Source organism: Methanobrevibacter sp. AbM4 (assembly GCF_000404165.1).
Classification (GTDB): Archaea; Methanobacteriota; Methanobacteria; order Methanobacteriales; family Methanobacteriaceae; genus Methanarmilla; species Methanarmilla boviskoreani.
Genome location: NC_021355.1, coordinates 1,435,312 through 1,460,794, shown reverse-complemented (window position 1 = coordinate 1,460,794; position 25,483 = coordinate 1,435,312). Strand labels below are relative to the sequence as shown.

Sequence of the window (25,483 nt, the reverse complement as noted above, 5' to 3'; positions counted from 1 at the left end):
ATATTAAAATTAAAACTTTTCATTGATTTTTTGAAACTTTTTATTTGATTTTTATTTTTCCATTTTTCTATCATTCTTATTGGTTTCATAAATTTTTTAAGTAAAATATATTGGATTTTGAACTAATAATTTAACATTAAACCTGTTTTGGATAAGCTTTATATATGTAAGTTAAACAATTATTTATTGTATTTTAATTAAATTATGTTATGATTTTTTTCTATAAAGATTTAATAATCTTTTTGTATTTTTTATTTATCTTGCTTTTTTAATTAAAATTGAAATTTAATAAGAATTTTCAACAATTAATTTAATTATTTAAAAAATTCAGGTGATTCAATGGATAAAAAGACAGGAGTAATAATAGCAATTGTTATAATAATAATTGCAATTATTGGTGGTTACTATGCTTTCGGTCACTCTGATGAGACTACCGTTAAGATAGGATATTTACCATCAGATCATGATTCTGCTTTATTTGTTGCACAAGCTCAAAAACAATATGAAGCTCAAGGAATTAATGTGGAAACATCATCATTTAATAATGGTGGAGATTTAATGACTGCTATGGCAAGTGGAGATATTGATGTAGGATATGTTGGAGTAACACCTGCTTTATCATCTATTTCTAAAGGCATTCCTGTAAAAATAGTTTCAGGAGCACAAATGGAAGGAAGTGGTATTTTAGTTTCAAACAAATCTTCAATTAATAGTATTGCTGATTTAAAAGGTAAAAAAGTTGCAACTCCAGGTGAAGCTTCTATTCAGTATATGCTTCTTGAATATGCATTAAACAAAGAAAATGTCAATATTTCTCAAGTTAATCCAAGTTCTATGAAGGTTGCTCAGATGAATGATGCACTTAAAACTGGAAGTTTAGATGCAATTGTAACATATGAACCATATGCTTCCATTGCAGTTAGTTCAGGATATGGTAAACTCTTAGAAAATAGTTCTGAGATAATGCCGGACCATCCATGCTGTGTAGTTGTAGCAAGTGATAGCTTTATTAAAGACCATCCTAAGGAGTTAAAATCAATTTTAGCTATTCATGAAAATGCTACCAAATACATTAAAGAACATCCGGATGAAGCTGCAAAACTATTACCTAGTGATATCGTACCAAATGCAAGTTTAGAAGGTAATGTATTAAAAGGTATTGACTTTGTATCTGGATTAAATGATACATACAAACAATCTGTAATGGACTTTAAAGATACTGAAATCCAATTAGGTGTTTTAAATAAAAACCTTACAGAGGATCAAATATTCTATAAGGGATAAGATTGTTTTAAAAAACGTGTCTTTTTATTAAAATATTTTTAATATTTTAATTCTTTTCTATTTTTTTATTTCATTTTTAAAATAAGATTGTATTTTTATTGGATTATGAAATATAATAAATTAATTTTGGTATTTTCGAAAAATATCAACATTTTTAGGTTTATAATATAAAATATTCTAGTTGTGATATATTTTCTTTTAAAAAAAAGTTATTTTTATATACTATTTAAATCTATATTTTATTTAAGAATGTTAGAAAACATTTAAATAATATTATTATTTAATTTAATTTAATTTTTATAGTGGTAACTTAATTTTTAAGTTTTTTAAATTAGAAATTTTTATAGTTTTATGATTAGTAAGTGATTTAATTGAGTTTAAAGAAAAAATTATTACCTTGTATTTTACCGATCATAGTGCTTATTGTTTGGTATTTGATTACCGACGGTTTCGGTTTAGTGCCAAGTTTTAAATTACCTAGTCCTATTGATGTATGTCATTCTGCATATACGATTATAATGAATGGACGTCTACTTGACAATACAATAAGTACTTTAATTAAAGTATTTTTAGGTATTATTCTTGCATCAATTGTAGCTATTCCTGTGGGAATATGTTTAGGATACTCTAAAACTCTGGACAGTTTCTGTTCTTTATTAATCAGTATTCTAAGACCAATTCCACCGATTGCTTGGATTCCATTTTCAATTCTCTGGTTTGGAATAGGTTTGAATTCCGCTGTGTTTATTATATTTATGGGATGTGTCTTCCCACTATTGGTATATACAATAGATGGTGTTAAAAGAACCCCTAGTATTCTAATTGAATCAGCTCAAACATTGGGTGCAAGTAATGGTACAATTTTAAGAAGGATTATCTTACCTTCCGCTGTTCCTTATATTGTTTCAGGACTTAAAGTAGGGGTAAGTATTGCTTTAATGTGTACTGTTGCAGCAGAAATGATTGGTTCAAGTACTGGTTTAGGTTATATGATTCAAACAGCAAGTAATTTAATGGATCCAGGTACAACTGTAGTTGGTATGTTAGTAATCGGTTTAATCGGAATTTTATTTGATTATGGATTTACTAAGATACAGGATAAAATATTCTGGTAAATATTTAATGGAGATTTTAATTTGACAATAGAAGTAAAAAATCTAACTAAAACTTTTAAGAATAATGAGGAAGAGAATAAAGTTTTAGATAATTTGAATATTACTTTTGAGGATAATAAGTTCATCTGTCTATTAGGTCATTCAGGCTGTGGTAAAACAACTTTACTTAGATTGATAGGTGGTTTAGATAAACCTACCTCTGGTGAAATCTTACAGGATGGTAAGCCTATTAAAGGACCTTCCACAGATAGGGGTTTTATTTTCCAACAATATTCTCTATTTCCTTGGATGACAGTATTTGATAATGTGATGTTTTCTCTTAAGGTCAGAGGAGATAATGATGAGGAAAGTAGAAGGAGAGTTGAGGCTTATCTTCAGGGTGTTGGATTGGAGGATAGTAAAAATCTTTATCCATATCAACTTTCCGGTGGTATGCAACAAAGGGTTGCTTTAATTAGAACCATGATCAACCACCCAAATACAGTTTTAATGGATGAACCCTTTTCTGCATTGGATATGTTAACTAAACATGATCTTCAGGAGAAGTTACTTGATTCACTTGGAAAATATAATACAATTCTCTTTGTAACTCACGATGTTTCCGAGGCCACATTCTTAGCAGATCAAATTGTGGTTATGGGAAGACATGGTGGAGAAGTTAAGGATGTAATCGATATTGATATGCCACATCCAAGAAAAAGAAATGATCCTAAATTATTGGCTATTCAGGATAAGATTTCCGAATACTTATAATTTCTAAACCTTTATTTTCTATTTTTAATTCTTTTTTATTGATTTTTTTTGTTAGCTATTTTTGCTGATTTTTTTACTTTCCAGTTTGTTTCTTAGTTAATCAGTTTTTTTATAGATATTTTGTTATTTATCGAGTTTTGTTGATTCTTTTCACTGTTTCCATTTATTAGTTGCTTAGTTAGTTTTTATTTTTTTTATCGGATATTTTTTCCATTTGGCTTAGATTATCTTTTAATTATGTTATTTTAATAATCTGTCTTTTGTTTGATTATTATTAAATAGAATTTCTTATATTATTAAATTTAACCTAATTAAATTGTTAAAGTAGAAGCAGGGGATTTTTTCATTAAAAGATTGATTTAATGGATTTTGTTTTTATTAAAATAGTTTAATTGATTTCAGTAGAATTTTCTAATTAATTAAATTAAAAGAACGATTAATAATTATTGTAGTTTATAAAACTATTATAATATTTTTATTCTTCTAATTTATATAATGGATTCAATGTACCATATCTTCCATATTTAATGGAATGATATACATATTCATTAGATTTTTCAATAGATTCTTTTAAATTAAAACCTTTTATTAGATATCCGCAAACTGCAGCGGAAAATGTACAGCCGCTGCCATGGGTATTGTCTGTTTCAATTAACTTTTGTTTGAAAATAGAAATATCACCGTCATAAAAGATATTGGTACCGTTTAAGTGTCCCCCTGTAATTATTACATTGGGACCAATCTTTTCGGCAGCCCGGATTCCGTCCTCGATTGAGCGGATTTTAACCTTGGATAGTTTTTCAGCTTCACTTACATTAGGACAAACAAGTATCCCCTTGGGAATTAAGTATTTTTTTAAGTATTTTGTAAAGTTTTCCTCAGATAGCTGTCCCCCGGATGTAGAAACCATTACCGGATCAATTACAATGTTTAGATCATATTCATCTATTTTCTCACTTACAAGTTTGACTACTTTTTTGGAGTATAACATTCCAGTTTTACCATATTTTATTGGGTATTCCTTCAATATACTGTCAATTTGTAGTGATATAAAATCGGTATCAATTTCTTGAATTCCATAGACTTTTGATGGGTTTTGAGCAGTTAATGCAGTTATGACTCCGGTTCCATGGATTCCTAAGGCACTAAATGTTTTGATATCTGTAAGTATTCCGGCTCCTCCAGAGGGATCTAATCCTGCGATTGTAAGTCCTATCATGTTATCATGTTAATTTTTGATTGTTATAAAAAAATTGAAAATTTATTGATTGTAGCACAATCCTAATATTTGTTTAAAATTATTTAAAAAAAGAAAATTGAAATTTAAGTGAAATTTATCATGTTTTAGGTATTAATTTCCCTTAACGTTAAGTATTTTCAAATGAAATAAATATTTAATCATGTTTTAAATATTAATTTCTTTCAACATTAAGTCTTTCTGCTCCATGGATGGAATGTACACTAATGCCTAATTCCCTTAGGTACTCTTTGGTTTTAGTTCCATCTCCATGTATTAATATTTCACCTAGATCTTCAGTTGTATTTACATCCATTGCCATAAAGAATGAATCATGTACCATAGGAGTAAAGTTATGTAAATCTGCTTGTTTTACATGTTTGATGAAACTGAAATCGCCAAATTTCATTTCAATTGATAAAGGACTAATAATTAATGTATTGGTTCCCCCTCCTTTTGAAGGTACAATTACAAAGTCCATAAACTGTGTTTGTTGAAGTAACATACCAATATTGGTCTTTCCGATAAGCGGTACGTCTGAAGGTAAAATAATAACTTTCTTGGTTTTATCCTTGAGTTCGGTCATTGCCTGGGTTAATGCATTATTTAAATTGTTACCATCAGGGTTTTCCTTTTCTATTATAGTCTTTACATCCAATTCTTTAGCAAACTCCAAAACCTCATCATCTGAGCTTATGATATAAATATTATCTACATATTCTCTTAACGCATTTGTCACGTCAGTAAGCATAGCCTTTAATAGGTTTTCTCTTTCTTCTAAACTTAAAAAAGGAGATAATCTAGTTTTTGCATTTGAGAATTTACTAACTGGTATTATCGCATCTATTTTATCCATATTATCATCTATTTTATTTAATATGTTTTAGCTACTGAGGCAATATGTTTTGCTTTCTTACCACAGTGTACGCATACTTTATCTGTATCCTCATCAAGGTCATCACTTGATCCAAGGAAATCCTCATCACTAATTTTTCCTATTTCCTTTCCACATTCGGTGTCTCCACACCAGTAGAATTCTGTAATGTTTCCTTCTTTAATACTTTCTTTAATGTCTTTTTCATCTTCAACAAGTTTAAGTGATTTATTAAATTTATCCCATGCCTTCTTGTATAGATTGTCATGGATGTCATTTAATAGATCTTTGATGGAGGATACTAAATTGTCGTCAATTGTAAGTTCTGATTTTTCACCATTGTCTCTTCTTACAACAACAATCTTATTTGCTTTTAAATCTCTTGGTCCAAGTTCTATTCTTAATGGTATGCCCTTGTTTTCAATACTGAAGAATTTTTTACCGGGACGGATATCCCTATCATCAATTTTAACCCTAATATTATCTTTTGATAATGCATCCTTAATTTCATTACATTTATCCAATACTTCCTCAGCACCTTTTTTAAATAGTATTGGGACTATTACAACTTGAACAGGTGCTATAGCAGGCGGAAGAACCAAACCCTTCTCATCTCCATGAATTGCAATTGCTGATGCAATTACTCTATCGGATATTCCATAACATGTTTGGTATACATATTCATGCTGACCCTCTTTATTTTCGAAGGTAATGTCAAATGTTTTAGCAAATGTTTGACCTAGGTTATGTACTGTACCGATTTGTAGGGTTTTTCCATCGGGAAATACTGTATCGAATGCCATAGTATAATCAGCACCTGGGAATTTATCCCATTCTGGTCTTTTGCTGATTAAGTAGGGTACTGCAAGACTATCAAAAATTTGTTTATAAATTTCAATACCTGTTTGGACTTGTTCCTCTGCCTCCTCAGGGCTTGAATGGGCTGTGTGTGATTCAACAAATGAGGTAATTTCACGTACCCTTATCATTGGTCTGGTGTGTTTAGTTTCATATCTAAATGTACTTCCTTTTTGATAAATTTTAATAGGTAAGTCTATGTGGGATCTTATCCAAAGTGAAAACATAGGATAAATTGCTGTTTCACTGGTAGGTCTTAAAGCTAACTTTTCATTTAAATCTTTTTGACCACCTTTAGTTACCCAATATACTTCATCCTCAAATCCTTTAACATGTAAACCTTCCTTTGCAAGTTCTTCTTCAGGAATCAAAAGAGGAAATGAGGTTTCATCATGTTCCTTATCCATTAAGTCAGTAACTATCTTAAAAAAATTTTTTCTAATCTGAAATCCGTAAGGCAACCATACTCCCATACCTTTAATAGGATATCTAGGGTCTATAATATCTGCTGTTTCAATGATATTATGAAACCATTCACTAAAATTCTCCACTATATCACCTAAGTATTTATTTTTTCATAATATAATTTAAAATAAGTATTTTTTATTAAATTAAACTAATATTAAATCTTTAATTTAATTGTTTAAATTAAAAAATCAATTATTCTATGATTTATAATTTATCTTTTTATTAATTAATAAATATTATTATATTAGATTTTCTTGGATTTATTGAAAATATTTGAATAGGTTTGTTTATTTGATTTTGAAATTTAATTTTTATTTAAATTTCTAAACAAAAATTATTTTATTAGATACTTACAAATATATTCATAATATAAATATTTTTATATTTCATTAAAATTTAGTTTTTATTGTTAGGTGAATTAATCATGGATTCTAAAACTATTCAAATGCCGAGGGAAGTTCATATTGGTCCAAATGTCATTTATGAAACAGGTGAAATTGCTCGTAATTTAAGACTTCCTGGTGAACCTTTAGTTGTGACAGGTAACCGTACCTTAAAAATTGGAGGGAAATTGGTATATGATAGTTTAGAGGAAGCAGGATTTAACCCTGAGATTATTCAGGTTAGTGATGCTACTCAAAAGTATGTTTCAAAGGTTGAAGACAAATTAGCTGAGAACTCTTTTGCATTAGGGGTTGGTGGTGGTAAAGTTATAGATGTTGCTAAACTAGCCTCAACTAATAAGAATTCTTATTTCATATCAGTACCAACAACAGCTTCTCATGATGGAATTGCTTCACCTATGGCATCTATTAAAAACTCAAAAGGTTCTGTTTCAGTTAAAGCACATGCTCCAATGGCTTTAATTGCGGATTCTGAAATATTAAAAAATGCACCTTTTAGATTTTTGGTTTCTGGATGTGCAGATATTGTATCAAATTATACTGCTGTGAAGGATTGGCGTCTTGCACAAAGACTTCAAAATGTAAGTTTTTCCGAATCAGCAGCGGCACTATCTTTGATGACTGCAAAATTAATAATAGATTCTGCAGATAGTATTAAGGAAGGTTTGGAACTTAGTGCCAGATTGGTTGCTAAAATGTTATTTAGCAGTGGTATGGCAATAAGTATCGCTGGTTCAAGTAGGCCTGCAAGTGGTTCTGAACATTTGTTTTCCCATGCTTTAGATAAAATTGCTAAAAAGCCAGCTTTACATGGCGAACAATGTGGTTTAGGTACTATTATGATGATGAATCTTCAAGGTGGAGATTGGAAATTTATTAGGGATGCTTTAAAAAGTATGAAAGCACCTACAACTGCATATGATTTGGATTTAGATCCTGAGGATATTATTGATGCTTTAACAATGGCACATACTATTAGGCCTGAAAGATATACAATTTTAGGAGATAGGGGAATATCTAGAGATGCAGCTCGTAATTTAGCTATAAAGACAGGAGTTATTTAGAGGTAATATTATGATAACATTGGTAGGAAAGGATTTTGCCCGTGAAGGAACTAAATTTATTTTTTATGGTCCTGCAGAGGAATGTAAAAACTGTAGATATAAATCTTCATGTATAGATTCCTTGGAGAAAAATAGAATGTATGAGATTATATCTGTTAGAAACAATGATCAAAATTGTCCTCTTCATGCTGAAGGAAAGGTTGTTCCAGTTGAAGTTCAGAAAGCAGATATTCCTATTTTATTTAATTCTAAAAAGGTATTTGAAGGTTCAACTATAGTCTATGATTCTCCTGATTGTGATGTCTATTGTGAATATCATGACCTTTGTTTCCCTGAGGGATTATATAATAACGATAAGTGTATTATCATAAAAGATTTAGGTAGATTTGAAGGAGTTTGTAAGAAGGGTTTAACTTTAAATAAACTTTATATAAATTTTATTGAATAATTATTTATTAAGCTATTTTGGTGTGATTATGAATCTTAAACAAGATGTTGGTTATAAAGCAGCTTTGGAAGTTAAAGATGGTCAAATTTTAGGTCTTGGTACTGGATCTACCACTCATTATTTTATTGAAAAGGTAGGTATGAGAGTTAAGGAAGAGGGTATTGAGGTTATGGGAATTCCTACTTCATATCAATCTGCGTTACTTGCACAACAGTGGAATATTCCATTAACTAGTCTTGATGAACATAGTATTGATTTAGCAGTTGATGGTGCAGATGAAATCGATTCGGATTTAAACCTAATCAAGGGTGGTGGAGCAGCCCATACAATGGAGAAGATTGTAGACTATTCCGCGGACAAACTTATTATTATTGCAGATGAGTCTAAATATGTTAGTCAATTAGGTGCTACACCGGTACCTGTCGAAGTTATTCCTAAGGCTAAAACCACTGTTTCAAATGCCTTAAAGGATATGGGTGCAGAACCTCTTGTAAGAATGGCGGTAAATAAGGATGGTCCTGTAATAACGGATAATGGTAATTTTATCATTGACGCTAAATTTAATGAGATTTCATCTCCTATAGATTTAGAAATAGATTTAAACACTCTTCCAGGTGTAGTTGAAAATGGAATTTTTACTGAAATGGTGGATAAAGTTATATTAGGTACTAAAGATGGAATCAGAGAAATAACTTTATGATTTTATTTGTTTTTCAGGTGATTTAATGCCTTTGCCATATGATGTTGAGAAAAGGGTATATCAATTTACCCTTTTAATTGGTATATTAATTGTTATTTATGCAGTTTTATGGATTTTAGCTAAATTAGGTTTAATCCCATTAATTGTATTTGCATTATTCCCTCAAATCGTTTTACTTGCAATTGGAATATTTATAATATATATTGCATATAAACGTATTTGATTTTTTAACTATTTCTATTTTTTATTTTATTTTAACTTCCTAGGTGAGCTATTTTTAAATTAATTTATAATAATTCTTCTTTTCAATTTAAAATCACTATTTCATTACTTTTTTTTTATTTTGCTTGTTTTATATTTGAAATTGGTATTAATTTAATTATCATTATTGGATATCCGGATTTAATTTTTACATTTAATCTTTTAATATTAAGTTTAATGGTTAATTTAATTTAAATTAAAAAATAGCCGTATATTAAAGGAAAATTTACTTTAAAGATTCAATCTAGTTTAAATTAAAAGATAGTCATTATATTAAAAAGAAAATTTACCTTAAAATAAATTTATAAAAAATTTTTAAAAACAGAATTAATGCTTAATTTAAAATTATAAAAAATAAAAAAAGAGATTTAATTGAATTTTTTACTTACCTCATCTACAGCAAGTACTAATGGATCAGTAACCATTGATACTGGAGGAGCGTAAGCAAATTCCATATTACTTAAATCAAAGCAGTCTAATCCTTCGGTAATAGCAAGGGTCATAGTATCTATTCTTTCTGCTACACGTTCTTCTGCAATGATTTGACAACCTATGATTTTTCCGTCTGCATCACAGATAACCTTGATGTCCATAGGTTTTGCATTTGGATAATATCTTGCTCTAGTAAATGCCTCAATCTTTTCTGAAACAGTTTTTATGTTGTTTTGTTGAGCAAAGTTAGTTGTAAGTCCTACAGCACCAAATTCCAATTTACCTACTTTGGTAACCATTGAGTTTAAAACAGGATTAAACTTGGATTTTTTACCAGTAATTGTTTGTGCACATGTTTTTGCTTGACGAACAGCAGTAGTACCTAATTGTGAAATGGTATTGGATTCTAATATGGCATCATAAGATTCAACACAGTCACCTACAGCATAAACATCTTTAACTGAAGTCTCCATTTTATCATTAACTAAAATAGCCCATCTTCCAATGTCACAACCAATCATTTCTGCAAGATTAAGTTCAGGTCTTACTCCAGTTGCAAGAATAACCATATCTGCAGGGTTTTCATCTGTACCATCAACGACTACAGATTCAACTTTTCCATCACCTTTAATCTCGGTAATTGGTTTTCCAAGAACAATATTAAGTCCTTCACTTTTAAGATATTCTGTAACAATTTCAGCCATGTCAGGATCAAGGGACCTTGGTACTATCTGAGGTAACATTTCGTTTAATGTTACATTCAATCCTAATTCTTTAAATGCATAAGCTATTTCAATACCAATTAAACCTGCACCAGTAACCACTACATTTTTACAGTTTTTAATCCATTCTTTAACTTTTTTACCATCGTTGATGTTTCTGATTTTGAATACTCCGTCTAAATCAGCACCAGGTATAGGTGGTATAAATGAGTTTCCACCTGTAGCAAGTACAAGTTTATCATATTTCATGGTTTTAACTTCACCTTCGGAAGTATAGGTTAATTCTTTTTTATCATTATCAACATCAGTTACTTCGGAGTTAGTTAAAACTTCAATATCTTTCTCTTTGTAATCTTCAGGGGTTTTCATAACAATGTCATCGAATGTTTCAATAGTATTGCTTAATACATAAGGTATTGCACATGGTGAGTATGCAATATAATTGTCACGAGTGATAACTGTTATTTCAATGTCTTTATCTATTTTCCTAATATTTGAGGCAGTTGGCATTCCTCCAGCTCCCCCACCAATTATTACTACTTTCATTGTTTCATCCTATAAATTCATAAATATAAAACAAAATATTATATAAATTTAATTTATTGAAATTATTATATAACTATTAGCTTTTTTTAAAATTTTCACTGTAAAATTTAATATTTTACTAATTATTATAAGATTATTATATAATTGCTTGTTTTGTATCCAATAACTTCAATATTCTGTAATATTTTAAAGATTTTTTATATTTTTTATAGATATGTTGAATATTTTACCATTTTTTTATTTATTGTAAAAACTTTTCTTTAAAATTTTTAATTCACCCGGCTATATTTTTTATAAATCAGAATCACTTATAAAATTTTAAATAATTTAATAAATATACTATTAATACTTAGCTTATGTTAAATTATTTCCAATATGTTAATTTTATATAAGTTTAATAATAATTTAAAATATTTATTCTGAGGTTTAAATATGGTAAGTGTAAATGTAGAAGCTAAAAAAGTAGTCGATAAAATGATTGATGATGCAGATGCTTTAAAAATTGCTGTTTCTAAATTAAGCAATGGAGCTACTGTTATCGATTGTGGAGTAAATGTTGAGGGAAGTTTAAAAGCAGGACAATTATATACTGAGGTATGTCTTGGTGGACTTGCTGATGTAGGTATTTCTATTCCTGGAGATTTGTCTGAAAAATTCGCACTTCCTTCAGTCAAGGTTAAAACTGATTATCCAGCTATTTCAACATTAGGTGCACAAGAAGCAGGTTGGTCTGTTTCAGTAGGAGATTTCTTTGCATTAGGTTCAGGACCTGCAAGAGCATTATCTTTAAATCCTAAAGAAACATTTGATGCAATTGGTTACAAAGATGATGCTGATTTAGCTATTTTAACTTTAGAATCTGATGTTTTACCTGGTGAGGATGTAGCACAATATGTTGCTGATGAGTGTAATGTTGATGTAGAAAATGTATATTTACTTGTTGCACCTACCTCCTCATTTGTTGGATCTATCCAAATTGCAGGAAGGGTAGTTGAAAACGGTGTATACAAAATGTTAGAATTCCTCGGATTCGATGTAACTAAAATTAAACATGCTGCAGGTATTGCACCTATTGCACCTGTAACTCCAGACGGCCTAAAAGCTATGGGAAGAACTAATGATGCAGTATTATTTGGTGGAAGAACTTATTATTATCTTGAATCTGAAGAAGGAGATGATATTGAAGCTCTTGCTAAACAAGTACCTTCATCTGCGGCTGACGGATATGGTGAACCATTCTATGATACTTTTAAAGCTGCTGGATTTGACTTCTACAAAATCGATAAAGGAATGTTTGCACCTGCTGAAGTAGTAATCAATGATTTCACTACTGGTAAAGTTTACAAAGAAGGATTTGTAAATGCAGATTTACTTAAAAAATCATTTGGTGTAGATAACTAAATAGATTAGTAATTTTTACTATTCTATTTTTTTTAATTTTGGTGTGTTTTGTTTTTTTTATTTTGATTGATTGTTTTTTGTTCTGTTTTTTTAATTTTGGTGTGTTTTGTTTTTTTTATTTTGATTGATTGTTTTTTGTTCTGTTTTTTTAATTTTGGTGTGTTTTGTTTTTTTTATTTTGATTGATTGTTTTTTGTTCTGTTTTTTTAATTTTGGTGTGTTTTGTTTTTTTTATTTTGATTGATTGTTTTTTGTTCTGTTTTTTTAATTTTGGTGTGTTTTGTTTTTTTTATTTTGATTGATTGTTTTTTGTTCTGTTTTTTAATCTAAGTAGTTATTTACTAGTTTTTTCCAATAATCTAATAATTTTATAATATTCATAAAAATTTTATATGATTTTTAATAGAGATTAATTTATATTATTAATATCATGGATTATGAGGTGTTATTATGATTGTAAAAGATAGATTATACATAAATTCGATTAATCGATTTCAAATAGTTGATATTACGCCATATATTAATGAAAAGATTAAAAAATCACAGATTTATTCAGGAATCATTAATGTTTTTACAAAACATACTACCTCTGCAATAATAATTAATGAGAATGAGAAGGGCCTTCAAACAGATATTTTTAATATCCTATATGATTTAATTCCTGATGGAAATAGGTATAGTCATGATATGATAGATCACAATGCAGGTTCACATTTAAGATCCCTATTCTTAGGTCCATCAGAAATAATTCCAATATATGAAGGTAGTTTGGATTTAGGAAGATGGCAATCTGTTTTCTTCATTGAACTTGATGGTCCTCGTTCTAGACGTCAAGTTGATTTAACTATAATGGGGGATTAGCCTTTATTTTAATTATTTGTTTATTGTAAAGATTTAAATTTTAGAAAATACAAAATATTTCTAATTAATTTAAAAAAATAATTGTTTTTTAATGATTTTATAATGTAATAAAGGGTTAGTTTTTTATGTCTCTTTCTAATGATCTAAAGAAATTTATTCTATCTAAAGGTGCAAAACAGGTGGGTTTTGCAGATTTAAATGACATGGGTGTAAGTAATATTAATGGTGAGGATTTGGGTTTTAAGGTTAAGTCAGGTATTTGTTTTTTAATTAATCTTGATGCCAATATTGTTAAAACTCTTTTGGATGGACCTTCACTTGAGTATTATAATCATTATTCTAAGATAAATGATGAGTTGGATTCAATAGGTAAGGATGTGGAGGCTTTTCTTAAATCTAAAAATTATAATGCTTATGCTCAAACCTTTGATAGAACATGTAACGATTTTATTTTTAATAATGGTTGTGATAATACTATACCCCATAAAACTGTAGGGACAAAAGCAGGTCTGGGGTGGATTGGTAAATGTGATGCATTTATAACAAACGAGTTTGGTTCAGCTTTACGTTTATCTACTGTTTTAACTGATGCTCCTTTGGAGTATGCACATCCGGTTACAGCTTCATTATGTGGTATGTGTACTGAATGTAGAAATATATGTCCTGGTGGTGCAGTTTCTGGAATTACCTGGAGTCCACGACTTAAAAGAGAAGATTTCTTTGATTATGGGAAATGTATGGAAGCAGCTAAAAAACAATGTATGGAAGTTCTTGGAAGGGAGGATACCATATGTGGCAGATGCATTGCTGCATGTCCACATACTCAGAAATATCTAAGGAAGGTATTATAGTCATTATTTTTATTTATTTCTATTTTAACTAGTTTTTTATTTTTATTTTATCTTTTTTGTATCTTTTAATATTGATTTCTTTGTTTTATAGTTATATCTTATGTTATTTAGGTATTTGATTTATATTTGAATCTATTTTAAATTTCTAATATTTATTTAATCTCCATTATTTTCATTGTTTTTTTATTGGTGTTTGTTCTATCTTTAATTTTATAGTTTATTATTAAACACGGTTTTTAAATATGATTTATGTTTATTTATTGTTTTAATTAAATGTTTTACTATTAAATTCGTTTATCTGGCATTTTTCATTGGTTTTTCATTTCATAACTTATATTTGTTTGAATATCATATTCTCGTTTAACATTTTATGTATATGGTTTTATTTTCCTTTTGTTTTAAATATTATACTATGTTTAATTTTTTTTATAAAAATCATTTTATTTTATAATTAAATTATCAAATCTTTGTTCAAATTAAATTATAACTTTGTTAATTTTTTAAAATAAGATTTATATATTGTTTGTTACATATAATAAAATAGTAATTAAAATTTGATTTTAGCTAATTAATTTAAAAATGGTTTATTTATTTAATTTGGCTTTAAATTAAGTTATATTTATTTAATTAATGTTTAAACATATTATTTTTTAATTATATAATTTAAATTCATGTTTAATAATTAATATTTAAATATCGTTAGTTTATTTTTATTTTAATATGTAAATTTAATTTTAAATTAATTATGAAGAATTTTAATTAAAATATTGATGTTGATTTATATGGATTTAACTAAAGAAAAATCCACAAAAAATTATCAGCATGGGAAAGTAATTCTTTTCATATTGGTAATTATTTTGTGTTTTGCTTTAATTACATCTGTATCTGCAACAGATAATACAAATTCAACCGAGGTAGGATTAAGTTCTTCCTCAAATACTTATAATGTTAATTCTAGTTTAAATACTGAGGAAATACAAAAGGTCTTTGATGGGGCTAAAAGTGGTGATACAATTAATTTCACCAGTAAAAATTATAATAATTTCTCAGTAGTTGTTGATAAGAAATTGAATATTATAAGTGATTCCAATAGTGTATTAAATACTAATAGTCAACTATCAACTAAAGCTAAATCTTTAGGTTTGGGAAATAGTTTCGGATTTTATTTTACCAATAGTAGCTCCGGATGTTTGCTTAGAGGTTTCACATTAAATGGTAATGCTGATTATCAGATAATAGTAAATGGCGCTAATAATATTAATATTCGAAATAACACTATCAACGGTGGAAGGGAAGGTGGAGTATTGATTGAGAATTCTACTGGATCTAATTTAACAGGTAATAAGATTATGAATTCCGGAAGAAATGGTCTTGATTTATACGATACTAAAGATACTATTGTTAAAAATAATAATATTAGTAAAAATACAAGAGATGGAGTATACATCCATAATGCTGATAAGTTAAACCTAACTTATAATGATATGCTTTCTAATGGTAGAGCGGGTTTAGATATGGAGGGAAGTACATCTAACTGTAACTTCATTCATAATCATATTCAAGATAATGCAAATAACATTCTCATCAATTCACACTCTCATAATGATGTTATACGTGAAAATACTATTACCGGAGCAAAATATTCCTCAGTTTATGATGATGGATCTGGAAATACTGGTAATGGTATCCTATTTGGTGATGATTATAAATCTGCAGGAATTAGAATATATATCGGATATAATACAATAGGATTTAATTCTCAATTTGATGCCAAAAACACAATGACCCAACCGGTATTTACATTAGGCGCAAATTATTATATTACCAATGATGGAGAGCAAGCTAAAGCTCACCTTTGTCCAATGTTGATGGGTGGTGAGTTAAATTGGGAGAAGATTAAACATCTGTCATTAGGATTTTCTAAAAAAGGTAATCAGGTTTATGGTTTATTATATGATGATAACGGTAATGTTGTTACTGCCGGTGACTTTGATATGGATGATGTTTCAATCAATGGTCAAAGTTACGGTAAGGCATCATATGTAGACGGTAAGGCTGTGATTGATGCCGATGTTGATGATGGTTCAGAGATTACTGTTAAATCAGGCTCAAGTACTACTACTGTAATTGTTAAAAAATCAAGTGAAAACACTGATTCAACAAATACCAAAAAAGACGACCAATCAAACACTAATCCTAATAATCCTAATAATTCTAATAATCCATCAAATTCAAATAATCAGGGTACAGGTACTAGTAATCAAACAGGTACCGGTTCAGGAAATGGACAGGGTTCTGGTTCTGGAACTAATTCCAATTTAAATGGTACTGGAATCATGTCTGGTGAAAGTTCTGGTGTATCTAATGGTGGTAGTGGACAATCTGGAGATAATGGTGCAGGTAGTTCCTCATCAAGTTCCGGATCTGCTGATAATGGTAAGGCATATGAAATTGCAACTCAGAAAACATCTGCAGGATCTGCTGCTCAAAATAGGCAATGGCTTGCTGTTGCTGCAATAGTTGCTCTTGTATTATTGTTTGTTGTAGGATACAAACGTAGAAATAATGATGATGATTTCGATTAAATTAAATCTATAATTTAATTGATTAAATTTATTTTTTTCTTTTTTTATTTAATTTTTAGATTAAAATGCTTTTTTTGATTTCCTCTAAACTATTGCCTTCTATTGAATGTTTAAAAATAAATTAATCTTATTTTTATGGTCTTATTTATTTTAATTAGTTGAATATCTAAGAGACATTCTTTTTTTTTAAAAGTAGTTTATATTAAATTAAATAAAAGATTTAACTTTCATAATTTTTTTCAAAATGAGTCAATATTTTATTAAGGAAGTCTTTCTATATTAAATGGCTTAAATTAATTTTAATTTTAGTCTTATAAATAGTCTTTAAATTGTTAAAATCAATCAGATTTTTTAGTTTTATAAAAAATAATCCTTCTTTTTTTAAAATTGTTAAAATCAATCAGATTTTTTGATTTTATAAAAAAATGGTTTTTCTCTTTTTTTATATTTGAATTAACTTCAATCTTTAGTTTTTATAAAAAAGGGTCTTGTTTTTTCTGAATTAAGTTAATTTTAATAAAAATAATTTAAAATAAGTGTGTTTGATTTTTAAAAAGTAAAAGAATATTCACTTAAGAAAAGTGAATATCCTATCTTTATAATTTATTTTCTAACTACTAAGTTAGTACTTTTTGTAACTTTACCGTTGGAGTAAAGATTGTTGTTTACTAAACTGTAGGTAATTTTGTATGTTCTTGGGTTTAAATTAATTTTAAGGTAAACTTTACCCTTTGAATCAGTAGTTTTGTAGTAAGTTTTACCACAAACAGTAATTTTAACTTTTTGGCCAGAAACAACTTTGTTTTTACTGTCTAATACAGTAAAGCTGAAATTATTTCCACGTTTAACATTAGTAGTTATGGATGTGTATTTTACAGTACCTTTGTTTACAGTTACAGTACTTTGAGCAGTTATTCCTTTATAAGCTCCAGTAACTGTGTAAGTTCTAGGGTATAAATTAATATTTAATGTAGCAGTTCCGTTTTCATCGGTAATTCTTGTATAGGTTTTACCACAAACAGTTATTGTTACAGTTTCATTAGCACAAGCTACACCGTCTTTAGTAAGTTTTAAAACAACTTTACTACCATCTTTATAGGTCATATTAACATCAGATACAGTGACTGTGTATCCTTCTTCACCAATTACATTGATGTAACCTGTCCAGTTAGATGCACCGTAGTCAGTTCCATTGTAGGAAACATATACGGAGTGTGTACCGATAGTAAGGTTGCTTATATCTATATTTACAGCACCACTATCGTCAGTTACATTTACATAGGTTACACCATCAATGGTTACATATAATGTTTGGTCTGGGATTGGGTAGTTAATAGCATCATGCCAGAGTTTAGCAGTAAATGTACTATTTTCAGTACTTTCATATCTTCTAGTTACGTTTTTTGCTTGTATATTGGTTTCAGTTGCAGTATATGAGGAATCAGTATAGGTTCCATAACTTGGAAGTGTACTGTCACTTGTTACGATTTGGTAAGTGAAAGTAGGGGTCATAGGAACGAAGTCTAAATTATATGTATTGTGGTTACCGATAGTGATGTTACTGTATCCACTTGCAAGTAAGTATCCAATTCTACTACCACTAATGTTGTTGTAATCAAATACAGTATTAGAAGCACCATATCCAGTTATACCGCTGATTGTAGTGTTTATAATAGTGTTGTTTTCAACAGTATGACCTGTAGAATGCATTATATAAATACCTTCTTTTCCACCAATTACGGTATTGTTAACAACAGTACAATTAGGTCCAGTTCCATGTCTTACATCAATACCATGGTTACTTGAGTTTATAACAGTGTTGTTTGTAATTAATGTACGTGCTGAACCAAAGGATTGGATTCCTGCATCTAATGCATTATATGCAATATTGTTTCTTACAATCGCATCGTAATTAGGTGCATTGAAGTTACTGCTTATGGCAATACCGAATCTTCCACCAGTTACAGTATTGTTTTCAATAAGGGTATTGGTTGTATTTATAACTGTTAATGTAGATGGAGTATTCATCATTACAGGTCCTGTAACGCCTTCACAGATGAAATTAAATCCTGTGACATTTGTGTTGCTACAGTTTAAGATCATCATTATACCATTCCATCTATTACCTGAAGCAGGAGTACCTGTTAAGGTTGCACCATTACCAATTAGGTTAAGTGATTTATTAACAACTAAATTAATATTGGTGTATGTTGAATTTTCAAAGTTTATAGTGTCGCCATCATTTGCGCCATCAATTGCAGTTTGGATAGCACTATTATCCATGTCCTTTGTAATTTGAACAGTACTTGGATCTGATACAACATCTTTAGTATTATTAGTTGCAGAATTAACATCAGTATCTACATTGTCTGATGTTACCTCATTAGCATCATCAACTGATACGGTTTGAACTGAACTGTCACTAGTACCATTATCAGGTGCTGCACTTACACATCCAAGTGTTAAAATTACAAATAATATTAAAACTGAAAAGATTAGTTTCTTATTATTCATATTTTAAACCTCTTTGTAAAAATATTAAAAATTAATCATTAAATGGAATTGAGTAAATTAAAAGTCTATTAGATATTATTTTTTTTAGTGTTATCTAATCATTTATCTTTTAATAAATGAAATAATTAATAAATTTTAATTTTTATTAATAAATTTCGTCTTATAATCCTTTAACTTTATAAGAAAGTATTTTAAGAAATTTTCTTATAAAATTTTATTACTCGAATTGCACTTAACATTGTAATATAACTTTATGTTTGTATATAACTTTATTGTTTTTACAAGTCAAAACATGATTTTTTGAAAATTTTTCTTAAACAAACTATTGAAATTATATATTTATTATAGGAAATATTATGGATTTGCACTATTTTTTTATAAATATTTATTTATTTTTCATAATCTTGATTTTAAGGATTACTGTTTTTTATTTTTTGTTTAAGGTTAGTTTTGGGGTTTCTGGGTTGTGTAGTTCTGTGCATATTGTCTACGGTTTTTAAAATTTTTGTTTTTTATTTTTTGTTTAAGGTTAGTTTTGGGGTTTCTGGGTTGTGTAGTTCTGTGCATATTGTCTACGGTTTTTAAAATTTTTGTTTTTTATTTTTTTGTTTAAGGTTAGTTTTGGGGTTTCTGGGTTGTGTAGTTCTGTGCATATTGTCTATGAATTTAAGATGAGATTTATGATAAGTTTTAAATAACATTTTAATCCTTAAATCATGATCTTGATAATTGAATTATTTCAATAAAAATCTTAATGGATTCAGATATTTTTTTAAAATAGGGGTTCATTATTTGATTTTATATTTGATGTAAAAATGAGATTCTGGCCACGTTTCTATTTGTAAGACAGTATAAAATAAGTAATTTTTTTTAAATATTATTAAAATGTGAAAAAAAGAAGAGATTGATTAATCTTTTAAAAATTCAATCTCAAATGCAATTACAGGATATTCTAAATCGAAGTTTGTAATTACTTCCGGAGATATTTCACCAAAGACTCCTTTAATGTTACCATTTTTTGAACTTCCTTTAACATCTGAAACTCTTCCCTTAATGAAACTAGGATTTTCTGATGAGGAAATTTCCATTGTATAACCTAAATTTGAAAGGACGGATGTCATAATAGATTTAATTTCAGTAAAATTAGCATTTGAATGACATACAGCTGCCGCTAACTTTTTACCGGATCTTGTGTTAAACTGGGTTGAATCATCTAAATATAGGACATCTCCAATTTCAAATATTTTCTGAGGTAAATCCTCGGCTTTGTTATCTTCTAAAAACTCAAGTAATGTATTGAGAAGACTGGTTCTTATCATTGTTCCTTCAACACTAATTGGTTTTGCAACTTGAACATGTTCCTTTTCTTCCTGTAACATTTTTTTGTAGTGGGATTCCTCTGAGGTTAACATTAAACTCATAATCTCGGTAAATCCGAGTCCTACCATAAGTTCACGGATGGTTTTTTCCGCTTTAAACCAATCATGCTCATATGCAATAGTGCTTATATCCGGTAGTTTACTAGGGATCTTTTTAATACAATATTGTATTGCAACATTTTCAATAATGTCCACTTCATGTAAGATATCTATCCTAAATGGGGGAATCTTAACATTTAACTCATTTTCATTTAATATCTCAGCATCAAATCTAGCTTTCTCAAGTAACCTTTTCACATCTTCTGCATTAAGGTTAGTTCCACCAATAAGTTGATTTGTATAATCCACATGCACTGTTTTTTCCCTTGGAGTTAGATCGGGGGTTGTGATTGTTTTATCCTCATAAACCATTTCCATACTCTTTATTTTTCCGCCAACCTCTGCAAATGAACAACAAATTATGTTTAATGATTGTTCTACTGCTTTTTTATCTGTTCCTGTTATATCTACAATGATTGTATGTGTATCCTCTTCTAATCTTGTAAGATTTCCATTTATAATTGGTGGCATGGATAAAATTTTACCTTCATTGTCTGTAATCATTGGGTATTTGTCAAATCCTTCAAGAAGATGTGCATATTTTTTACCTTTTTCATTTTCTTCTAGGATTTCTGCAGGTGTATATTCTTTATCCATTTCAAGGGGTATGAATGGATGTTCATCCTTTTCTGTTGCAATGTAATGGAAGTCTCCAGATACTACATCCGCATTATGAATACCAATTGCAACTTTTTTTCTGTCACGGCCAATTACCCAGTGAAGGTTTTCCTGGAAATCCATGATATATTTGATTTTATTTCCTGTAAAATCTACATTTTCTATCTTTGCAAATGCAATGTAAGGTCTAATATTTTCCACTTCCTTAGATATAAAGACCTTTTCCCCTGATGGTTCAACTTCGTATTTTGGAAGTCCAGTTTCCATTGATAAAAAACCTTTAAGTGATCTTGCAACACCTTCAATAGATAAATTATCCGGACGGTTTGGGAAGAATTCAACCTTAATTTCTTTATCGTTATAGTCTTCAATGTCGCTTCCCATCATTGGTAATGTGTTAATAAGTTTATCTTTTTCGATATCAATTCCTAAGTCTTTTAAATCTTGATATTCAAATGTAATAACTGGCATTATATATCTCCAAACTTTTTTTAAAAAATAATTAGTAATATTAAATTTTAAATAAATTTAATTAATAAATTTAGAATCCGAAGATTATTATGAAAAATAATGATTCTATTACAAAGTGCATTGCCCTGTGTTCAATTGTTGACATATTTCTAATAAATATGGAATGGGTTAAATCTATTGTTAAATGTATTAATGCGGCTAAAAATCCAATTTCAATATTTAAGAATACAAGTGACAGTATAATGAAGTGGAATACCGCTTCTAAGAATTCATGAATCAGCCATGCCTTGACATTACTTTTAGTACTTATATGAAGTATCCCTCCAAATAGGATATAGAAATCATTAAATATGTTCCAAGTAAGTTGTCCATGGACAATATCACTTATGGCTAATACGATTGCAATATAAAACCATAATAGTTCCATAACTCTTTCTCCATTAGTTTTTTAAAAATCAATTTATTAAATTATAATAATGTATTTTATTAATTATATTAATTAAATATTTATCTATTATTAATAATAATATAATATTATAAAATATAATTTTTTTAAAATAATCAGATTGAAAAATTTTTAGTTTTCTTGCTTTTAAAAATTCTTAAAAAACTTTATTTTTAAAATAAAATATATATTATTATATACTTAGTTTTTAGAATTTATTATGGTATGAATATTTTAGAAAATTATTAGTTTTTTTAAATTTATAATTGATATTTACTTAATTTTTATACAAGAATTCGTTGTGAAAATATGGCAGCCGAAGATATACCAAAAGATTATGACCATAAGAAAGAGAAATTATGGCAAGAGAAATGGCAAGACGATGAGATCTATAAATATATTGGTGATGGAACAAGACCAAGATATATTATTGATACTCCCCCACCATATCCAACAGGTAAAATCCATTTAGGGCATGTTTTAAACTGGGTTTATATGGATATGGATGCAAGATACAGAAGACAGAAAGGTTATGATGTACTATTCCCTCAAGGCTGGGATTGTCATGGACTCCCTACCGAGGTAAAAGTTGAAGAAATCCATAACATTAAGAAAAATGATGTTTCAAGAGCCGAATTTAGGGATATGTGTATTGATTTAACTACTGAAAACATTGCCCTTATGAAGAAACAGATGTTATCAGTTGGTTTCTCACAAGACTGGTCTAGGGAATTTATTACAATGACTCCGGAATACAGAAAGAGAACTCAATATTCCTTCCTAAAAATGTATGAACAAGGATTGATCTATAGGGGTATTCATCCTGTATATTGGTGTCCTAGATGTGAAACAGCTATTGCATTTGCAGAGGTTGAATATACCGATAATCAATCTCATTTGAATTATGTTAATTTTCCACCTGCAGATTTGTCTGGCGTAAGTGAATTTCCAGAGGATAATTCTTATATAAGGCCTGATGGTAGAAATTCCGACCCTAAGGAAGATGGAATTTTAATCGCAACCTCAAGACCTGAATTAATGTCTGCTTGTGTAGCTGTTGTAATTCATCCTGATGATGAAAGATACAATCATCTTTTAGGTAAATATGTGGAGGTACCTTTAACCTCTCAAAAAGTTAAAATTATTGCAGATGAGGAAGTGGATCCTGAATTTGGTACAGGTGCAGTAATGGTTTGTACCTTTGGGGATAAAACCGATGTAGCTTGGGTTAATAAATACGATCTTGAAATAATTGAAGCTATTACAGAACAAGGTACTATGACTTCCGCAGCAGGTAGATATGAAGGCATGACCTTGGCCGATGCTAAAGAAGCTACAATTAGGGATTTAAAAGATGAGGGATATCTTGTAAAACAAGAAGACCTTGAACAAAATGTTGGAACCTGTTGGAGATGTAAAACCCCTATTGAAATTCTTGTTAAAAAACAATGGTTTATTGCTGTTAGAAAACTAATTGACCAGGTTAAAGAAGCATCTAATGAGATTAATTGGGTTCCAAAACATATGGAATCAAGACTCTTAAATTGGGCGGATTCAATGGAATGGGATTGGTGTATCTCAAGACAAAGATTATTTGCAACACCTATACCTGTCTGGTATTGTAAAAACTGTGGTAAAATCATCTTACCTGATGAGGATCAATTGCCAATTGATCCAACTGTGGACAAACCAAACCATCCTTGTGAATGTGGATGTGAAGAGTTCATTGGTGAAACTGATGTATTGGACACCTGGATGGACAGTTCAATTTCACCACTTTCTATTGCGGGATGGCCTGATCCGTCATATGTTAATGATTTTCCGGCAACCATACGTCCTCAAGGACATGATATTATTCGTACATGGACATTTTATACCATTTTAAGATGTTTGGCATTAACAGGTAAAAAGCCATGGAGTGATATTGTAATTAATGGTATGGTATTCGGTGAAGACGGATATAAAATGAGTAAGTCCCGTGGAAATGTTATTGGTCCAGAGGATGTCATCGATGAATATGGTGCAGATCCGTTAAGGACATGGGCGGCAAACAGTCTTCCAGGTTCCGATGTAGCATTTGCATGGAAGGATATCAAACATGGTTATAAGTTCCTTAGAAAATTCTGGAATGCATTTAGATTCATTAGTATGCATATATTCTCCGATGATGATCTATCCAATGATGGTGAAATAAAACAAAATTTAAATCCATCTGATATGTGGATTTTAGCTAAGTTTAATAAGGTTAATCAAATTGTTGATAAGGCATTTGAGGACTTTGAATATGCAAAAACCATAACCACCATCGAACAATTTGTATGGCATGATTTCTGTGATGAATACATTGAATCTGTAAAATACAGGTTATACAATGATGACATCTCAGACGAATCAAGAATTGCAGCAAAATACACCCTTAGATATGTGGTGGAAAACACTTTAAAACTACTTGCTCCAATTACCCCATTCTTTACAGAGGAAGTATTCCAACACTTTAATAAAGGAAGTATCCATTGTACTTCTTGGCCTGAAGTGGAAGAGGAATTTGATAGGGATGAGTTAAGGGACAATGGTGATCTTGCTGTACTTTTAATTGACGAGGTTAGAAGGTTTAAATCCTCTAATAAAATAGCATTAAATGCTCCTTTATCTGCTGTTAACGTTTATACAAATGGTGAATTAAAAGAAGTATTTGATGAGTTTGCAGGGGACATTAAAGGTACCTTAAAAATTAATAATTTAGATGTACAAACCGGAAAACCAGATGTACATGAAATTGTTGTTGAAGTAGAACCTGATATGAGTAAAATCGGACCTACATTTAGAAAAGATGCAGGTAAAATTATAGGATATATTAAATCCCATACAGCTGAAGAGATTGCAAAAGAATTAGAAGAAAATTCAAAACTTACCATTGATGATTTGGAAGTTAGTGAGGATTTCTTAAATTTAAAAACAGAGGTTGTAGGTTCTACTGGTGAAAAGGTAGATATATTCCAATCCGAAGACTTAGATGTTATATTGGAAGTTATCAGATAGTTAATTTAATAACCTCTCTATTTTTATTTTTTTTAGGATTATTTTTTATATTAT

The 25,483-nt window shown here is 29.1% G+C and carries 19 protein-coding genes; 12 read left to right on the top strand and 7 right to left on the bottom strand.

Annotation, left to right across the window (positions count from 1 at the left end; genetic code table 11):
* Positions 1-339: 339 nt before the first annotated feature.
* From ABM4_RS06040 to ABM4_RS06030, 3 genes are all read left to right on the top strand, one after another.
* Positions 340-1,284 carry an ABC transporter substrate-binding protein gene (locus tag ABM4_RS06040; RefSeq protein WP_016358796.1) on the top strand — a complete coding sequence of 315 codons (945 nt, stop codon included), beginning with the start codon at positions 340-342 and terminating at the stop codon, positions 1,282-1,284.
* Positions 1,285-1,655: 371 nt separating this feature from the next.
* On the top strand, positions 1,656-2,399 hold the full coding sequence (locus tag ABM4_RS06035; RefSeq protein WP_016358795.1) for an ABC transporter permease: 744 nt from the start codon (positions 1,656-1,658) through the stop codon (positions 2,397-2,399).
* 21 nt (positions 2,400-2,420) lie between these two features.
* Complete coding sequence (locus ABM4_RS06030) at positions 2,421-3,152, top strand: ABC transporter ATP-binding protein (protein ID WP_016358794.1); 732 nt, start codon at positions 2,421-2,423, stop codon at positions 3,150-3,152.
* A gap of 475 nt (positions 3,153-3,627) precedes the next feature.
* Here ABM4_RS06030 and thiD read toward each other — a convergent pair whose 3' ends face one another.
* The 3 genes from thiD to proS form a co-directional block, all read right to left on the bottom strand.
* A complete protein-coding gene (thiD, locus tag ABM4_RS06025) occupies positions 3,628-4,371 on the bottom strand; it encodes a bifunctional hydroxymethylpyrimidine kinase/phosphomethylpyrimidine kinase (protein ID WP_016358793.1) in 744 nt (247 codons plus the stop codon).
* A 193-nt stretch (positions 4,372-4,564) separates the two neighbouring features.
* Positions 4,565-5,245, bottom strand: a complete 681-nt coding sequence (cofC, locus tag ABM4_RS06020; RefSeq protein ID WP_016358792.1) for a 2-phospho-L-lactate guanylyltransferase — start codon at positions 5,243-5,245, stop codon at positions 4,565-4,567.
* A 17-nt stretch (positions 5,246-5,262) separates the two neighbouring features.
* Entirely contained in the window at positions 5,263-6,675 is a 1,413-nt protein-coding gene (proS, locus tag ABM4_RS06015) for a proline--tRNA ligase (protein ID WP_048200893.1), read from the bottom strand.
* Between the two features lie 338 nt (positions 6,676-7,013).
* Here proS and ABM4_RS06010 point away from each other — a divergent pair, with 338 nt between their 5' ends.
* From ABM4_RS06010 to ABM4_RS05995, 4 genes are read left to right on the top strand one after another with little or no spacing between them, the layout of a single operon-like run.
* Positions 7,014-8,057: an NAD(P)-dependent glycerol-1-phosphate dehydrogenase gene (locus ABM4_RS06010; protein ID WP_016358790.1), complete on the top strand. Its 1,044-nt coding sequence runs from the start codon at positions 7,014-7,016 to the stop codon at positions 8,055-8,057.
* A 10-nt stretch (positions 8,058-8,067) separates the two neighbouring features.
* Entirely contained in the window at positions 8,068-8,505 is a 438-nt protein-coding gene (locus ABM4_RS06005) for a UPF0179 family protein (RefSeq protein ID WP_016358789.1), read from the top strand.
* 28 nt (positions 8,506-8,533) lie between these two features.
* Positions 8,534-9,205 carry a ribose-5-phosphate isomerase RpiA gene (rpiA, locus tag ABM4_RS06000; RefSeq protein WP_016358788.1) on the top strand — a complete coding sequence of 224 codons (672 nt, stop codon included), beginning with the start codon at positions 8,534-8,536 and terminating at the stop codon, positions 9,203-9,205.
* A 25-nt stretch (positions 9,206-9,230) separates the two neighbouring features.
* Positions 9,231-9,428: a hypothetical protein gene (locus tag ABM4_RS05995; protein WP_016358787.1), complete on the top strand. Its 198-nt coding sequence runs from the start codon at positions 9,231-9,233 to the stop codon at positions 9,426-9,428.
* A 406-nt stretch (positions 9,429-9,834) separates the two neighbouring features.
* On the opposite strand, the gene ABM4_RS05990 is transcribed toward ABM4_RS05995, so the two are convergent.
* Positions 9,835-11,166 (bottom strand): FAD-dependent oxidoreductase, encoded by a 1,332-nt coding sequence (locus ABM4_RS05990; RefSeq protein ID WP_016358786.1) that lies wholly within the window; start codon positions 11,164-11,166, stop codon positions 9,835-9,837.
* A 432-nt stretch (positions 11,167-11,598) separates the two neighbouring features.
* Between ABM4_RS05990 and mch the strand changes: the two genes are divergently transcribed.
* The 4 genes from mch (at position 11,599) to ABM4_RS05970 (ending at position 16,864) form a co-directional block, all read left to right on the top strand.
* Positions 11,599-12,567 (top strand): methenyltetrahydromethanopterin cyclohydrolase, encoded by a 969-nt coding sequence (gene mch / locus ABM4_RS05985; protein ID WP_016358785.1) that lies wholly within the window; start codon positions 11,599-11,601, stop codon positions 12,565-12,567.
* 450 nt (positions 12,568-13,017) lie between these two features.
* On the top strand, positions 13,018-13,428 hold the full coding sequence (locus ABM4_RS05980; protein ID WP_016358784.1) for a secondary thiamine-phosphate synthase enzyme YjbQ: 411 nt from the start codon (positions 13,018-13,020) through the stop codon (positions 13,426-13,428).
* 125 nt (positions 13,429-13,553) lie between these two features.
* Complete coding sequence (locus ABM4_RS05975; RefSeq protein WP_016358783.1) at positions 13,554-14,279, top strand: epoxyqueuosine reductase; 726 nt, start codon at positions 13,554-13,556, stop codon at positions 14,277-14,279.
* Positions 14,280-15,061: 782 nt separating this feature from the next.
* Positions 15,062-16,864 (top strand): right-handed parallel beta-helix repeat-containing protein, encoded by a 1,803-nt coding sequence (locus ABM4_RS05970; protein ID WP_016358782.1) that lies wholly within the window; start codon positions 15,062-15,064, stop codon positions 16,862-16,864.
* Positions 16,865-17,467: 603 nt separating this feature from the next.
* Here the strand turns inward: ABM4_RS05970 and ABM4_RS05965 are convergent.
* The 3 genes from ABM4_RS05965 to ABM4_RS05955 form a co-directional block, all read right to left on the bottom strand.
* Positions 17,468-19,378 carry a right-handed parallel beta-helix repeat-containing protein gene (locus ABM4_RS05965; RefSeq protein WP_016358781.1) on the bottom strand — a complete coding sequence of 637 codons (1,911 nt, stop codon included), beginning with the start codon at positions 19,376-19,378 and terminating at the stop codon, positions 17,468-17,470.
* 908 nt (positions 19,379-20,286) lie between these two features.
* The gene (pheT, locus tag ABM4_RS05960) at positions 20,287-21,945 is read right to left on the bottom strand and encodes a phenylalanine--tRNA ligase subunit beta (protein ID WP_016358780.1); all 1,659 of its coding nucleotides are present in this window, start codon (positions 21,943-21,945) and stop codon (positions 20,287-20,289) included.
* A 70-nt stretch (positions 21,946-22,015) separates the two neighbouring features.
* The gene (locus ABM4_RS05955; RefSeq protein WP_016358779.1) at positions 22,016-22,372 is read right to left on the bottom strand and encodes a hypothetical protein; all 357 of its coding nucleotides are present in this window, start codon (positions 22,370-22,372) and stop codon (positions 22,016-22,018) included.
* A gap of 327 nt (positions 22,373-22,699) precedes the next feature.
* Here ABM4_RS05955 and ABM4_RS05950 point away from each other — a divergent pair, with 327 nt between their 5' ends.
* Positions 22,700-25,429 (top strand): valine--tRNA ligase, encoded by a 2,730-nt coding sequence (locus ABM4_RS05950; protein WP_016358778.1) that lies wholly within the window; start codon positions 22,700-22,702, stop codon positions 25,427-25,429.
* Positions 25,430-25,483: the final 54 nt, after the last annotated feature.